Genomic DNA, 14,344 nt, shown 5'->3' on the forward strand with positions numbered 1-14,344 from the left:
GTTCGTTAGAATATGTCCAAAGTTATTCAACAGGGTCTGAAAGTTCTAGAGGTTGAGGCCCAGGCCATTCTGGCATTGAAAGAGCGCCTTGGGGACTCTTTTGAACAAGTGGTGAAGATGATCACAGCCTGTGACGGCAAAATCGTTCTGACGGGCATGGGTAAATCCGGCCAGATCGCCAGAAAGCTTGCCAGCACTTTTTCTTCCACCGGAACTCCGGCGGTGTTTCTGCATCCGGCAGAAAGCTCGCACGGGGATTTGGGCCTTGTTGAAAACAACGATGTGGTGATTGCGCTGTCTTATGGCGGTGAGTCCCCTGAGTTCGCAGGCATCTTAAGATTTGTTTCCCGCAAAGGCATTCCTTTGATCGCGATCACCGGCAAACCGGAATCGTCATTGGCGAAAGCCGCTCAAGTCACTTTGAATGTTCATGTGTCAGAAGAAGCTTGTCCATTGGGTCTTGCACCCACGGCCAGCAGTACAGCGACCCTGGCAATGGGCGACGCTGTGGCAATGGCGGTGATGGCGGAAAAAGGCTTCAGCTCTGAAGACTTTGCTGAATTTCATCCCGGCGGCAGTCTGGGGTATCGCCTGTTGACCCGCGTGCGCGATGTTATGCACGGTGGGGATGCCTTGCCGACAGTGACCCTGGATACACCGATTCGTCAGGTGTTCTCGATCATGACCCACAAGGATGTTCGCGGCGCTGCCGGTATCGTCGATGAAAAAGGCGATTTGGTCGGGGTGATCACGGATGGTGATATCCGTCGTCGCCTGGAAAAATCCAATGACCCGCTGACCGGTCTTGCGAAGGATCTGATGACCACCAATCCCAGAACCATTGATGCCAACGAATTGGCTGAAAAAGCCTTGTTCGTCATGGAGCAGTTCCAAATTCAAATGGTCTTTGTGCTGGATAAAGAGTCCTCAAATCCGCGCAAACCCGTGGGAATCCTGCACATCCAGGATCTATTGCGCGCCAAAGTTCGTTAATTTGTGAGGCCGCCTTTGGTTGTCACAAAAGGCGGCTTTGATTCCTAATACCTGAAAACAGGCAAAACGCAGGAGTCTGATATGTCCCTAAAGAAGTCATTGTTAGTTTTTGTAATGGGTGTGTTTGTTGTTTTGGCGGGTATGATCAGTCCAGCCAAGGCTGCTGAAGCATTGGAGATCGTGCCGAATCAAAAAGTCTGCATGGTGACCAATATGGTTTTTCCACGCGATCAGATTCCGGTAAAGCAGGGTGGTAAAACTTATTATGGCTGCTGCGAAAACTGCAAAAAGACCCTGGCTGAAGACGCGAACGCCCGTACAGCGATCGACCCGGTATCAGGTAAGTCCGTCGACAAAGCGACAGCGGTGATTGCCGCTCGTGCCGATGGTTCCGTGGTTTATTTCCAGAATAAAAAGAACTTCGAAAAATTCCGCGCGCGTAAATAATTTCCAGGAGATCCCGTGACCCATTCCTTTACACAAAAGGCAGATATCAAGATTGTCGGCATTTCAGTTCGCACCAGCAACGGCGCTGAAATGAAGGGAAGTGGCAAGATCGGGGCCCACTGGCAGAAGTTCTTCAGCGATGGGGTGATGCAAAAGATCCCGAATCAAATCGCTGAGGGACCGATTTATGCCATTTACACTGACTATGAAAGCGATGTGAACGGCGAGTATTCATTCGTTCTGGGTAAAGAGGTTTCTTCCTTTGATAATTTGCCGGACGGCCTGATTTCCAAAGTATTGCCGGCATCCAGATATGCCGCGTTCACTTCCAAACAGGGACAGATGCCCAATGTCGTGATCGAGCTTTGGCAGCACATCTGGGGCTTGAGTCCGGCGGATCTGGGCGCTGAGCGTGCCTACGAGGCAGACTTTGAGGTTTATGATCAGCGCAGTGCGGATCCTCAAAACTGCCAGGTGGATGTGTTTTTGTCGGTTCGTTAAATCTTGTCGCTGCGGTCCTGAACTTTGTCGATCAGGCCTTCGATGGCGTCTTCCAGAATATCCAACACGTGATCAAAACCGTCGACGCCTCCATAGTAAGGGTCTGGCACGCCTTTGACTTTAAATTCGGAGCAGTAATCGGTGACCAATGAAATCTTGTCCAACAGGGTTTTATCCGGGCAGCGTTGGCGCAGATGTTCAAGGTTGCTGGCGTCCATCGCCAGGATCCAGTCAAAATCATAGTAGTCTGATTCGCGAATCGCACGGGAGATACTTGTCAGGTCATACCCCCGGCGTTCGCCATGCAGGATGCTGCGTGGGTCGGCCATTTCCCCGTCATGGGCTCCGGACGTTCCGGCGGAATCAACCACCCACGGCAAGTCCCGTTGTTTGATGAGATGCGCTGCCACGGCTTCGGCAGTGGGGGAGCGACAAATATTTCCTAGGCAGACAAAGAGTAATTTTTGGCTTTTCATTTGAATTATTTTAGGGCTATTATTTTGTCTTGTCATTATAAGTGGGGCCGTAGCTCAGCTGGGAGAGCGCAACGCTGGCAGTGTTGAGGTCGTCGGTTCGATCCCGATCGGCTCCACCAAATTCTCTTTATTTCCGTTTAATATGTTTGTTAGCAGGCTTCGTGTTGGTTTTTCCTGCCGATCGGGAAGCGATAAAAAGCGCCACTGGCGCTTTTTATCGCGGGCATAAGGTTCGCTCCCTTGGTTGATGTTTAGGGGGAGGTGGCGATTGAGAATGCTATCAGTAGCATGATTGATACTGAATAGATCAGGTTCAGTTTCATGGAGGCCTCCTGATGGGTATTGGGCCACCGTTTTTGTTCTTATTTTATCTTTCTGAGGTCTGGGGAGTTGAAAGACATTGGGTTTTTAAATGGAAAAAGCCCGCTTTTGAGGCGGGCTTTTTTTTACATCCACTTGTCTTGTGGCAGTACTATTTGGTTACTACAGAAGCGCTGCGGACTTGCTGGATGTACGTGATGATCTGCCCTTCAGCAGCAGCGCGAACGTCAGCTTGTTTTTTGGCTTTTGCGATTTGACCGTTCATCAGCACTTTCTGAATTGTATCGTCCACTTCGATGGCATGGCCGGCGTCTTTCAGGATTTTACGTGTATCCAGCACGGCCTTCAGATAACGGGTCATTTCGTTGACCTCAACGTCATTGTACTTGCTCAAATCCAAAGTCCACTTCATGCCTAGCAGACCCAACTTCACTTTGTTCTTCAGGCCCTTGTCGATGTTGCTCGCTTTAGCCACCAGCATGGTCAGGATGAAGTTCTGGCGGGCTTGCAGGATCTGAATAAGTTTGCTTTCAAATGCCAGCAGGTCATAAGAAGACGCCTTCAGGTCGTTCAGGGAAATACGACCTGCATCCAGATCGGACTTTTGTTTCAAAGCACGCTCGATCAAAGACAGCATCGACATGTGTTCGATCCCTTTCGGGTCGACACGGTTTTTTTGTTTGTCATTCACTTCGTGCAGGATTGTGACCAACGCCAGGAAGTTCATGTCGCGGTTGTCGTCAGAAGTCGGAGAGATAAAGTCCTCTGTCGGGGCATATTCATGAATTTCACGAATGAATTCACGAGCGGCCGAAGACGCCAGTTCTTCACGGCGGTGATCGTTGTCCAGACCCTGCATGGACCACAATTGGAATTCATAAGCCCAGAAATACTTCACACCCAGGCTTAACTTTTTCGCCATTTCCTTGGATTCATTCAGCTGTTGTAGGAATTCTTTGCGCAGAAGAGCGGCGTTACCCTGTCTTAGGGCATCGTAAAGCTCGGCGGTTTTGTTATCCAAAGACTCGGATTTTTTATCCAGCTCGCCGGTTTTCTCTTCCATACGTTTGGTGGTTTCATTCATTTCCACCGTGGATTTGTGCATATCATCCAGATTCTTTTTCATCTCGCAAGCAGAAGTCAGGCCGCCCACACAGGCCAGCAACAGCAGGGTTTTCAAATGTGAATCGCGAAGCATAGTTCCTCCAGAACGGTCGGTGTCCAGAGGGGAAGAGCATAAAGGATGCCATCAGAACTAGAGCTTGAAATCTAATACCGAGATTTACACGGGTTTGTCTGAAGGCACTGTAATGAAAGAACTGTCTTCCTTTTTGACAGGAAGGCAGTTCTTACAAAACCGATTTAGCGAGAGATATAGTACACACCGTCTTCCGGTGCCGGGCAGGCTTGTTTGTACAGACGGCTGTGGGAAGGCACCATATAGATGCGGCTCCATTTATAGCCGTCAGCAGATATCACCGTGGCCGGGCGAGGGTCCAAATACACGATGTCACCTTGAGCAACCTGCCCACAGACAGTAGCGCTGGTGGACGGCTTGGCGCGGATGTTTCGTTTGTCCGCCATTTTGAACTGGCTGTAGCGGTTGTCGATATCTGTCGGCAAAGAATTCACCCAAGACGAGATGATCTTATTCACTCGTTCGCCTTCAGCAGTGCCAAAGATCTGCTCTTTGTCGGCCGGAGGCATCGGCGTGTAACCTTCCACGCGGGCAACGCTGCCATACAGTTTGCTGCGCTCAAGGTTCCCCGGCAGGATCCATTCATTTTTCACCAGGAAATCCAGATTGCTGAAGCGGTCCTTGCCGAAGTCCTGCGCCTGCATGTTGCCGTGACAACCCAGACAGTGTTTTTGAATCAGCTCGGTTTGAACTTTGCGATAGCCTTCTTCCAGAACAGGACTTTCTTTGATCGCGGATCTCCACGCCAGAAGCTGCACTTGCGGGTCGTTGGCGGCCGCGGCGCTCTTATCACAGGGCTCCTGGTGATTGGCGCTTGCGGATCTAGCCAGGCGCACGATGCTGCGAGTTTCACGGTCTTCGACAATCCACAGGGATCCATCCGAAGCTTCGGTGAATGCCACCGGAGCCCCCTTAGGGCGAATGCCTTTGACTTCGTCCCACTTGGAAATGATCTCGGTATAGGAACCGTGACGGGCCATTCCGCCATGAGGAGTAAAGGCCTTGCGCGTGCTGCAGGCACCTTTTTGATTGAATCCAAAAGTGGAGCTGGATTCTTTCGCCAGTGGCAGACCATTGCTGTCCACATTGTAGGCGACCAGACGATGTCCAGTGGGTTGATAGCCGTGCCACGTAACCAGCAACTTATCGCCGAAAAGATCACCGAACATCTCGCCCTTATAGTAAGCCATGTGCAAAGGGGCCACGTGAGGCGGCATCAACAACCACGGCGCTTGATAGTCACCGATACCGGAAGGATTGGTTTGGGAGCAGTCCACTGGTTTTTTGAACTGTTTGTGCAAAGGAAGGCTTTTATTTTCCGGGAATAGCCACTCGGGTGAAGTCGCGTGGAAGTTATAGCAATAGGGCCAGCCATAGTGGCGACCGACGCCGTTATCCAGATCCACGACGTTGATTTCTTCGTAAGGTTCTTCCAGTTCGGCAAAGTCCCGGCTGTTTTCACCCTGAATCAGATATCCTCTGTCTGAAATCGCCATGGCCATCGAGTTGCGCAAACCCAGGGCGGTTATTTCATAGTTTTTGACTCCACCCGCAGGAAGGTTTTTCAGAAGTTGGGCTGGGATGCGATAGATGGCGCCATTGCCTTGAGCTTGATCTTCAGGGCAGGATTTGTAGACGCCAGTTCCCTGAACCACGCAGTGATCGCTGGGTGAGCCGGAGTTGATGTAAAGGTCCCCGTTGCGCGGATCAAACACGAACTGCGAAAGCGGGTGCATATAGCCCTCTTTGCGCGCCAGATTTCCGACGACCATCGTCCAATCAGTGACCTGATTGTTTTTCAAATGAAATTTCGAAATGCGCGTGCGTTCACCGATATAGTAAAAACCATCCGGGCCCAGTGCCAGTCCATGCGGAGTTTCCAGATTCAATTTCAAAGTTTTGATTTCATAAGGGGCCGAGCCCGAACGAGTCAGCAGGAACAAGCGACCGTTTTGCGGGCTCCATCCGCCCATGTCGACGACCAGAAAATCCTGGGTCCCGGCGATCTGCAAAATGGTGCGTGGTTTGATAAAGCTTTTGTCGTTGCTGCGATCCACGGCGCGATCCCGTGGCATCACCATCCCCAGGCAAGTACCAGGCATGGTTTCCACCTGCAGGCGCGGGAAACCGTCGCAAGAGGTGTCTAATGGGTCGTAAAGATAGCCGCTTTTATCCAGCACCATGCGCGCAGCCGCTGTTTTGCGGTCCGCAGTTTTTTGCAGAGACGTACACTGAACCAAGGAAAAAGCCAGAACCAGCCAGAATAAAACGCGCATGATATCCCCATGAAGAAGTCCTTATTCAATTATGGGGGCTTTTATGCCCTTATCAAATGCAAATTTTCCATAATCATTCCTTTGTTGGGGTTGGTTTTCCCGATATGCCGGGGTCCGGTGTCATCATCATAGGGAGGCCTCATGGTTGGAGCCAAACTTCTTGTCAGTCTTGTTACCTTGTTGATTGTGAACCCGACCCTGGCCAGCACGGATCGCATGGATTGGGGAACTGGCAGTTCCAGTTTTAAAATGCCCAGGGTGAAGGACCGTGAAAAACTCAGCTTGCTGCTGCCATCATTCGTGGTTCACGGAATCAAACCGACGATGACCGCGTCCGTGGAAATGCCCCGTAAACTGGACGGCAATGGAGCGGCCGTGATCACGCCGGGGGTTGGGTTGGAATATCAAACAGCCAGCGGCGTCACCTTTCTGGCGGCTATGGTGAAGGACTGTTACGACAATTTGGCTGGAACTTTTCAGATTGGTCGCAACTATGAGCTGAGCGACAGGGTCAGTGCGGGATGGTCCATGGGAGTATACGCCCGTCAGACGCCGATGGCCTGTGAAGAGACGAGTTTCGGTCCGTATTCCTACCGGGAGTGCTATGAGCTGGACAGCTATAAATGGAAGTTCATGGGCAGTGTGAACGGGCATTCGGTGGATGTGATCCCGATGCCATTTGCCCACCTGACGGCGGCCCTTTATAAAAGCCGCGACATGCAGGTGGATTTGAAAATCATGAGCAATGTGTTTTTGAACGAAGTGGGGATTGGCATCCCCTTCTAAAGACTACTTCTTGGAAAGATTCACAACTGGGGCGTTGGCTTCGGTCAGGTAAGAGTTTTGATCAAACGGCAGCGCCAGAATTTCAGTGTACTGAATTTCTTTGGGGCCGGAGCGTTTGTTGATCAACTGACTTATTTTATTTTTGATCATCTGAGAAGCCACACCACGGTCGGAGCTGCTCTGATCCATATCGGTGTGCAAAAGAATCGCAAAATAGAATTCACCCTCTTTGGTGGAAATGGAACCTGCCAGGGTCTTGGCTTTATTCACGGTTCCGGTCTTGGCGATCATTGATCCTGCAGCATTGCCGCCGAAGTTGTCTATCGTGGAATCGCTGTCTTTGTTGGCCACGGAAAGTACATCACTCAGTTTGTAACCCTTGGCTTCCAGGGATTTGTTCAGCGTGTACAAAGTTTTAATCATCGTCTCACATGTGGCTTCGTTGTAGATCGGCTTGGCCGTGGTGCCTTCGTTGTTGCCAGATCCGTTATGGAATACGATCTGGTTTTGGTCGGCTTTCAGTGTGGCTGCTGCAAAGGCGTTAAATGCTGCTGTGCCACCCAGGTTCCAGTACAGATTGTCAGCGATGTAGTTGTTGGACTGATTGTTCATGCGCTTTAGGATTGTGCGCAGTGGTGCCGACTGCAGAACCACGCTGCCTGTGTATTTGTCCTTCTTGTAATTGTTCTTTGGCAGGAATGAAATATTACGCACTTCAATGGTGGGCTTTTCCAGCATAAAGACTTTGGCTTTGGTGGCTCTTTCACGCAGCTTGCTGTACATGGCGCGGTTGATAGCGGTTGAAAAAGACTCTTTCAGATTCTTGATCACGGCCTCGGCCTGCTGTTCGATGGTTTCATAACGGGGAGTCACACCACCAATGCGCGGGGACTCTTCCGCCAGCCAGTCCAGCAGGAAGTTTTCATCAAAGGTCAGGTTTTCAATTTTGGTGACCTTCATGCGGTTCAGTTCAGATATCAGGAAATAGCTTAGGTTGCGACCGAAGATCGGATCACGGCTGCCTTCCACGTGCAGATCCATAGAGCCATTGGCTGTTGGAGTCAGGTGCAGAACTGTTTTGTGGCGATAGTCGACGCCCAGCTTTTCAATCGCCCACAACGTCGTGATGACCTTGGAAATAGAGGCCAGAGGAAACTTCTTTTGCATGTCTCCTTCGCCTTCCACCTTGCCGGCGGTGGCGGCAGCTTTCATATGGCAGACGGAATTGACATAAACCTTGGCAGAGGCCGTGGAGGCCATCAAAACGGGGGCAGCCAGGGCCGCCAGGATACCAAGTTTGAATGTCGAAGCCATACGTCCTCCTATGCCGCGTTTTCGGCGACCGACTGGCAGAGTTCATATTCCGTGCCGGGGCCATTTTCAATGAGTCAGAGCCAAGGGGCCTTTATAGGTCTTTTTCCGTCCAAAGTGACGGAAATTGGCAGTCAATTTGTCAATTGCCATGCTCAGGGATTGCGGCCCTGAAAGGGCAATTAAGTCTTCGTCATTCTGTTTTATTTTGGTTGTGATCAAGGGGTAAAGGCTGACAATGATCGTCTTTTAGCCAGCTTCCGGGGGAAGAGTATGTTGGATTTTTCTGTTCTTAACTCATCATTTGCCAACCCGACGTGGATTTCTATCATCTATGCTTTTTTGCTTAGTTTTATTCTGGGGACGGCCTTGGCCGTGGCCTATGTGAGGACCTTCCGCGGTCTTTCTTATTCATTGAACTTCCTGCATGGCCTGGTGCTGTTGCCGATTGTAATTGCTATTGCGATGCAGGCCATTGGAGACAATGTCGCTCGTGGTATCGGCATGATTGGAGCGTTGTCTTTGCTGCGGTTTCGCACGAACGTCAAAGATCCGAGGGACATGTTCTTTATTTTTGCCTCGCTGGCGGTGGGCCTGGCTTCCGGGGTTCATGCCTATGGTATCGCCATTTTAGGAACCGTCTGCTTTATTCTGGCTTTGACTGTTCTGCAGAAGTCTCCCTTCGCTGCAGGTCCGCAGTTTGACGGTCTTTTGCGCCTGAATCTGTCCAGATCCGGTCAGGATCAGCGTGAAGTGGAAGGGGTGCTGGAAAAATCCTGCCGGCATTTCGCACTGGCCACCATCCGGGAAATGGGCCAGGGGGAGCGGTTGGATTTTTCCTATCAGGTGCGCTTAAAGCCTCGTCAAACCTCGGCGGAACTTGTGGAAGAGCTGGGTCGTATTTCTTCTGTGCGTGGCCTGAACTTTATGAATCAAGAATCTGTGATCGAGGTGTAAAGTGAAACTAGGTGACGTCGTCGGGACCGAGAACCGTTTTCTGTTGGGCTGCTGGAGTGTGGCCGTGGTTCTGGTATTGATGCTGGGACTGGTGCTGGGGTCTGATCCCGTCAGCATTCTGGGGGTCGCAGAATCCCGCGAATTTCAGGTGAACTTCGACAGTCCGGTTGAAATCAAACATATCTATGTGCTTCCCAGTCAGATAGTGCGCAAAGGGGATCTGCTGGCAGAACTGGGGCAGTCGGAATGGGAATCCCAGCTGCGTGTTCTGAAAAGCCGTTACGACAAGCTTAATGCTGAGATGCACTTGCGCCAGCAACTGGCCGGAGTCGTCAAAGACCTGGGTCATCTGGCTCCTTCAGCCGATCCATTGCTGGTGGAGCTTGAGGATGCAAGAAGGGAAATGGCCTTGATCGAAGGCCGCATGAAGAACCTTTTTGTCTTTGCCGAGGTTGACGGCGCCGTGGGTGCGGTGAACTTCAAAAATGGAGAAAAGGCGCCGGCGTTTGCTCCCTTGATTACGTTAGTTCCGCTCAATCCCACTTATGTGAACGGTTACATCAACGAAAACCTGTCATCAACTTTGTCTGTGGGGCAGGTGGTGGAAGTCAGCTCTGCCGGAGGCAAGGTGGTGCGGGGTTCGGTGGTCAGTATCGGATCCCGTATTGTGCAGATTCCTGATCGTCTGTTGCGAATTCAAACTTTGCCGGCCTGGGGACGTGAAGTCGTGATCAAGATCCCCCGCACCAATGAGTTTTTGCTGGGAGAAAAGGTCTTTGTTCAGAAGAAATGGAACTTGTCATTGTTAAGTCTGGCCAATGCCGACGAAGCGACGCAGGCTCTCGAATCTCAGCAGCAAGATCCCCGGGAAATGGACATTCCGCTGAATATTGTTGAGACCTTCAAGCCCGAGATGTCAGGCGTGGTCTTCGTTCCGGAGCTCAAGCAGTTTGTTTTGGTTTCAGATGACTATCCTGACAACCGTCCGGTGCTGTTCCTGATGAATGAACAAGGCCAGATTCAACCCCACCAGATCCAGGTTTCAGGACTGCCGGCGATGGCGGACATTGAATCGGTTTCGGTCCAGGGCCAGCACCTGTACTTGCTAAGCTCTCTGTCAGCGACCAAAAAAGGCAAGCTTAAAGAGGAGCGTCAGATCTTCGCGCAGATCAAACGCAGTGGTCTGCGCTACAGCGTTGAAAACCATGTGGATCTGCGCAAGACGCTGTTGAGGGCCCTGAAAGACTCACAAGATCCGGTTTTGAAATCAGTCTATGAAGCTGATTTGAAGGTGGCTAAAGAGGGATTTGAAGTCGAAGGTCACGCCATTGACGACAAGGATTTGTATCTGTCGCTGAAAGGCCCCGTACTTCGTCGCAACGAAGGGCTTATCTTGAAAGTTTCGGACTTTGCCTCGGTCTTTGACGGGGGCCTGAAGCCGGCACAAGTAACACTGGCCGCGCGGTTCGATCTGAAGTTGCCCCATCAGGATGTCGAGATGGTGCTGACGGATCTGATCAAGCAGGGGGATGCTTTCTATCTTGCTTCATCCTGTCGAGGAGCCTCGTGCAGTGCGATCTGGAAGGTGACTGCAGGCCAAACGGCCCCGGAGCTGCTGCATGAATTCCGTATGCGACATCTGGAAGGTTTGGCCCTTCATCCCCACACCCGTCAAATGTTTGCTGTCTTTGACAGCAAAAGCTCCAGTCAGTATGCCGTCGTCAGTCTTGTGGATAAAAGGACGCCCTGATGTTTTGGTCTTGGATCCTTTTGGGGGGACTTTCTTCTTTTGCGGTGACGCCCGAGCAGGTATTAAAAACAGCCTGGTCCGACACGGCTTATACTTCGCAGGAAGAAATGCGAACGACCGACTCTCGTAATCCTCTGCGCAATGTTGAGGGCTTTGTCAGTGCTGAAAAAGAAGATGATAAAAATGAATATGAAGTCGGGTTGAAGTTTCAGTTTCGCTCCTGGCCGGAATGGAAGCTGGGGCCTGATTCCGAGCCGCGCAAGAAAGTTTTGAAAGAGGCTTCATTGGCGTGGGCTCTGCATGAACGGTATTTGAATCTGATTTCTTATGAAATCAGCCAGAAGAAACTGGCCGTTTTGAACAGTTCTATGAAACTGTCAGAAGGTTATTTGAAGGCACAAAGCCTTTCACTGCGGGCTGGGCGCACTTCGACCAAGTCCTTTTTGGGGGCCCAAGGGGACATCTATAAGCTGAAGCGCCTTGAAAGTGTGATTGCCCAGGAAAATAAACTGGCGGCAAGAAAAATAAAATCCTGGGTTCCACAGTGGGGCGAAAGCCCGCTGGAGGGCTTTGACCTGCTCAGCGTCCAGGAGGTGGTCGACGCTCTCGGCAGTCAGCCAACGCCCGATGTTTCTTTAACCGCACGAATTTCCGAAACTGAGTTTAAAGACATTTCCCGGGAGCTTGAGATTCTACGGGGCCGCGAAGATCAGTGGGTGAAAGGACTGGATGTATCCCAAACCCATAAAGATGACGGAATCGGTTACAAAGTTGAACTGACTCTGCAGCTACCGCATCTGGGATCTGATGATCTGTCCCGGCAAAAGCAGAATGAATTGATTCTTAAAAAAGCGCTGAAACAAAAAGAGGCCGAAGACAGCAAGGACCACTTGTTAAGTCTGAAGAATCAAATTCAGAATCTGGTGGGCCTCTATAAAATGACCAGCCAGGGCTTGAAAGAAAGCCAAAAGATGAAAAACCAGGACACTTTGTCCGTGCTGGAAGGGCGCCTGTTGCAGGAGCAGACCGAGCTGGATTTGCTCAGTCAGCAACAAGAGATTCTGACTTTGTATGTGGAATATCTGCTGGAAAGTGAAAGGCTGGCGGCTGAGCCTGCAAAAAACCATCTGAGCAAAACCCTGAAGGTGGTGTCCTTGTGAGCGGCCCGGTTTCCCCTCTGGCTCTGGAGCGATATGAATTAAAGTACCTGATTCCGGCAAGTCTGGTCGAGCCGATCTCGCGGTTCGTGGAAACGTATTGTGAAATGGATTACTACTCGACGGTTTCGCCAGACAAACACTACACCATCAACAGCCTTTATCTGGACACACCCAGCTTGTACCTGCTGCGGTTCAAGGAATCGGCCAATGCCTATAGCTTTAATATGCGGATCCGTTCCTATGGAGACAACCCCAAGCCGCCCTATTTCTTCGAGATTAAATACAAACTGCGTGAGTTCGTGCGCAAGAAGCGCGCACTGGTGCATGATGAAAACTGGGCGGATATTCTGGAGTGGGGAGCTATCCCGGCGCACATCCAGGGGAGTTCTCGCGGCAATCTCGAAGAGTTCCTACGTGTGAAAATGACTTATAATGTGGGCCCGGTGATTTTGACCCAGTACCGGCGCAAGGCCTATCTTTCTGTTGTGGATGATTATGCCCGAGTGACCTTCGATCGGGACTTGCGCTATCAAGAGATGAATGAGTGGTGTGTGCGGCCGAACGCTCATCTGTTAAGCCACTATGACCATCCTGATTCCTTTGAAGAGCCCGGATGCAATGTGGTCCTGGAGCTGAAGTGTGAAAAAAAGATTCCTTACTGGATGGTGGATCTGATTAGGCGCTTTGAACTGGAAAGTGGCTCGTTCTCGAAGTTTGGCAACTCGATGTTAACTCTTTTTGGGGTGCCTGAGGTCTTATCCCCAGGCCCGTTGTATCTTTAGATATTGCACGGTGTGACCGGAGGACGCGCTCCCGGCAGGTATGTCTCCAGATCCAGATCAAACTTCAACTGACCGGTGCGGCAGGTGCCCGTCAGGATCTCTTTGGCTTTTCTGGCGTTGTCCTGCAAAGATCTGTAGTCCTTGTCAGTAAAGAGCATTTCCGTTTTGAAGTAGTCCTTGGTGGCAGGATGTGCCAGCGATTTTTCAAATGCCATAAAGTAGCGATAGGTCAGATAGCTCATGTGACGAACTTTTTCCAGAACACTGAAAGCTCTCATCATATTGTCTTTGATAAACCCACAATCGTTGTCCTTCAGGACCATTTCTTTTAAGACCACGGCTGGCCGGCCCGCCATTTGGCGCTTTTCTTCCGCCGGCACGACAATCTGGCCTTCCACCAGCTCGGCGTCGGATTTGGAGCGCTCAATGCGATGGGTGGAAGGGTTGATAGAATACCAATAGAATTTGTAGTGAATGTTCCCGATGCGATCCTGCTGGTTCATCAGGGTGTCGATCAGAACCATGTCGGCGACGTCTTTCATTTGAATCACATCCTGAGCCACGCGGGTGAACTCAGTGGAACCGACAAGCTGGGCCACGGTTTTGGAGCTGGCCACCTTCAGGAAGGGCTTTTGTTTTAGGAAACGCTGATAGCGGCTGTTGTAGCTGCCACGCCCACTGACATCATAGTAGATCTCTTCATTTTTTACGTTGTCAGAAAGTCCGCCATAAAGCTGAGTCAACGTGCTGTCCACCAGTTGGGGAAAGGCGCCGGGGTTCAAATGCATTTGTCCCAGTTTGCGCCAACCCTCAGCGATAGTGTCTGTTGAATCACGAAGGGCATGCACTGCTTTGGTGGTCAGCTGATTGTGAACGTTCAAGTCCATAGTGCGGATCACGGCTACAGGAACCCGGCCAACCCCGCCCAGAATGCGGGACATATGATAATAGGCAAGGATCGACGGGGTGTAAGAACAAGTGATGGTCTGTTTGAACTTGGCTTCGGTTTTCACACCCATTTTTTTGACATTGCAGTCAGAAGCATCAATGGCCTCTTTGTCGTATTTGGCATTCGGAGCAAGCAGCAGAACGCCGGGATTTGTGGAGTTGTATTTTGGACAAATACCCACGAAGCGATAGAAGTCATAACCACACAGAGTGCTCTCTTTACCAGTGTCCTCGCTGCGATAGGCAGCCCCCGGCCACTTTTTAGGAACAACACAAAGTTCACGCACTCCGTAAGGGGAAAGATGTTCTGTGCGCGTTTCTCCTTTGAGATTTGCAAGATCGATCGCGAGAGCACTTGAGAAGGAAACCAGGACGGATATAACAGCAGAAGAACAGACTGCGACGAGCCTCATCAGACCCCCTTTTTTTTAAGTGAGC

The 14,344-nt window shown here is 50.9% G+C and carries 13 protein-coding genes and 1 tRNA gene; 9 read left to right on the forward strand and 5 right to left on the reverse strand.

What is annotated here, in order from left to right; translation table 11 throughout:
• Window positions 1–12: 12 nt before the first annotated feature.
• The 3 genes from BD_RS03695 to BD_RS03705 all read left to right on the forward strand — a co-directional run bounded on the left by BD_RS03695 (window position 13) and on the right by BD_RS03705 (window position 1,941).
• Window positions 13–993 (forward strand): KpsF/GutQ family sugar-phosphate isomerase, encoded by a 981-nt coding sequence (locus BD_RS03695; protein ID WP_011163360.1) that lies wholly within the window; start codon window positions 13–15, stop codon window positions 991–993.
• An 81-nt stretch (window positions 994–1,074) separates the two neighbouring features.
• Window positions 1,075–1,440, forward strand: coding sequence for a TRASH domain-containing protein (locus BD_RS03700; protein WP_011163361.1), 366 nt, complete (start codon window positions 1,075–1,077; stop codon window positions 1,438–1,440).
• 15 nt (window positions 1,441–1,455) lie between these two features.
• A complete protein-coding gene (locus tag BD_RS03705; protein ID WP_011163362.1) occupies window positions 1,456–1,941 on the forward strand; it encodes a GyrI-like domain-containing protein in 486 nt (161 codons plus the stop codon).
• Here the strand turns inward: BD_RS03705 and BD_RS03710 are convergent.
• Window positions 1,938–2,453 carry a low molecular weight protein-tyrosine-phosphatase gene (locus BD_RS03710; RefSeq protein ID WP_011163363.1) on the reverse strand — a complete coding sequence of 172 codons (516 nt, stop codon included), beginning with the start codon at window positions 2,451–2,453 and terminating at the stop codon, window positions 1,938–1,940. The genes BD_RS03705 and BD_RS03710 overlap by 4 nt on opposite strands.
• Before the next feature lie 7 nt (window positions 2,454–2,460).
• Between BD_RS03710 and BD_RS03715 the strand changes: the two genes are divergently transcribed.
• Window positions 2,461–2,536 (forward strand) — tRNA-Ala (locus BD_RS03715).
• Between the two features lie 353 nt (window positions 2,537–2,889).
• Here the strand turns inward: BD_RS03715 and BD_RS03720 are convergent.
• Window positions 2,890–3,936, reverse strand: coding sequence for a hypothetical protein (locus tag BD_RS03720; RefSeq protein WP_011163364.1), 1,047 nt, complete (start codon window positions 3,934–3,936; stop codon window positions 2,890–2,892).
• 164 nt (window positions 3,937–4,100) lie between these two features.
• Window positions 4,101–6,212, reverse strand: a complete 2,112-nt coding sequence (locus BD_RS03725) for a PQQ-dependent sugar dehydrogenase (RefSeq protein WP_011163365.1) — start codon at window positions 6,210–6,212, stop codon at window positions 4,101–4,103.
• Between the two features lie 141 nt (window positions 6,213–6,353).
• On the opposite strand from BD_RS03725, the gene BD_RS03730 reads away from it, so the two are divergent.
• A complete protein-coding gene (locus BD_RS03730) occupies window positions 6,354–6,998 on the forward strand; it encodes a hypothetical protein (protein ID WP_011163366.1) in 645 nt (214 codons plus the stop codon).
• Window positions 6,999–7,001: 3 nt separating this feature from the next.
• Here the strand turns inward: BD_RS03730 and BD_RS03735 are convergent, their stop codons facing one another.
• Window positions 7,002–8,312 (reverse strand): D-alanyl-D-alanine carboxypeptidase, encoded by a 1,311-nt coding sequence (locus BD_RS03735; RefSeq protein ID WP_011163367.1) that lies wholly within the window; start codon window positions 8,310–8,312, stop codon window positions 7,002–7,004.
• A gap of 270 nt (window positions 8,313–8,582) precedes the next feature.
• Here BD_RS03735 and BD_RS03740 point away from each other — a divergent pair, with 270 nt between their 5' ends.
• The 4 genes from BD_RS03740 to BD_RS03755 are packed head-to-tail and all read left to right on the forward strand — an operon-like array spanning window position 8,583 to window position 12,958.
• Window positions 8,583–9,266 (forward strand): DUF4956 domain-containing protein, encoded by a 684-nt coding sequence (locus BD_RS03740; RefSeq protein WP_011163369.1) that lies wholly within the window; start codon window positions 8,583–8,585, stop codon window positions 9,264–9,266.
• A 1-nt stretch (window position 9,267) separates the two neighbouring features.
• A complete protein-coding gene (locus BD_RS03745; RefSeq protein WP_011163370.1) occupies window positions 9,268–11,016 on the forward strand; it encodes a DUF3616 domain-containing protein in 1,749 nt (582 codons plus the stop codon).
• A complete protein-coding gene (locus tag BD_RS03750) occupies window positions 11,016–12,176 on the forward strand; it encodes a hypothetical protein (RefSeq protein WP_011163371.1) in 1,161 nt (386 codons plus the stop codon). Before BD_RS03745 ends, BD_RS03750 begins: the two co-directional genes overlap by 1 nt.
• A complete protein-coding gene (locus BD_RS03755) occupies window positions 12,173–12,958 on the forward strand; it encodes a polyphosphate polymerase domain-containing protein (protein ID WP_011163372.1) in 786 nt (261 codons plus the stop codon). Before BD_RS03750 ends, BD_RS03755 begins: the two co-directional genes overlap by 4 nt.
• Here BD_RS03755 and BD_RS03760 read toward each other — a convergent pair.
• Window positions 12,955–14,319 (reverse strand): hypothetical protein, encoded by a 1,365-nt coding sequence (locus BD_RS03760; RefSeq protein ID WP_011163373.1) that lies wholly within the window; start codon window positions 14,317–14,319, stop codon window positions 12,955–12,957. The genes BD_RS03755 and BD_RS03760 overlap by 4 nt on opposite strands.
• Between the last annotated feature and the right edge of the window lie 25 nt (window positions 14,320–14,344).

The sequence above is a fragment of the Bdellovibrio bacteriovorus HD100 genome (assembly GCF_000196175.1).
GTDB classification, from domain to species: Bacteria; Bdellovibrionota; Bdellovibrionia; order Bdellovibrionales; family Bdellovibrionaceae; genus Bdellovibrio; species Bdellovibrio bacteriovorus.

Bases quoted from the DNA above. Each gene is read 5' to 3' on its own strand.
- BD_RS03730 (WP_011163366.1), top strand. From the start codon at position 6,354: ATGGTTGGAGCCAAACTTCTTGTCAGTCTTGTTACCTTGTTGATTGTG.
- BD_RS03710 (WP_011163363.1), bottom strand. From the start codon at position 2,453: ATGACAAGACAAAATAATAGCCCTAAAATAATTCAAATGAAAAGCCAA.
- BD_RS03700 (WP_011163361.1), top strand. From the start codon at position 1,075: ATGTCCCTAAAGAAGTCATTGTTAGTTTTTGTAATGGGTGTGTTTGTT.
- BD_RS03760 (WP_011163373.1), bottom strand. From the start codon at position 14,319: ATGAGGCTCGTCGCAGTCTGTTCTTCTGCTGTTATATCCGTCCTGGTT.
- BD_RS03695 (WP_011163360.1), top strand. From the start codon at position 13: ATGTCCAAAGTTATTCAACAGGGTCTGAAAGTTCTAGAGGTTGAGGCC.
- BD_RS03720 (WP_011163364.1), bottom strand. From the start codon at position 3,936: ATGCTTCGCGATTCACATTTGAAAACCCTGCTGTTGCTGGCCTGTGTG.
- BD_RS03725 (WP_011163365.1), bottom strand. From the start codon at position 6,212: ATGCGCGTTTTATTCTGGCTGGTTCTGGCTTTTTCCTTGGTTCAGTGT.
- BD_RS03750 (WP_011163371.1), top strand. From the start codon at position 11,016: ATGTTTTGGTCTTGGATCCTTTTGGGGGGACTTTCTTCTTTTGCGGTG.
- BD_RS03740 (WP_011163369.1), top strand. From the start codon at position 8,583: ATGTTGGATTTTTCTGTTCTTAACTCATCATTTGCCAACCCGACGTGG.
- BD_RS03735 (WP_011163367.1), bottom strand. From the start codon at position 8,312: ATGGCTTCGACATTCAAACTTGGTATCCTGGCGGCCCTGGCTGCCCCC.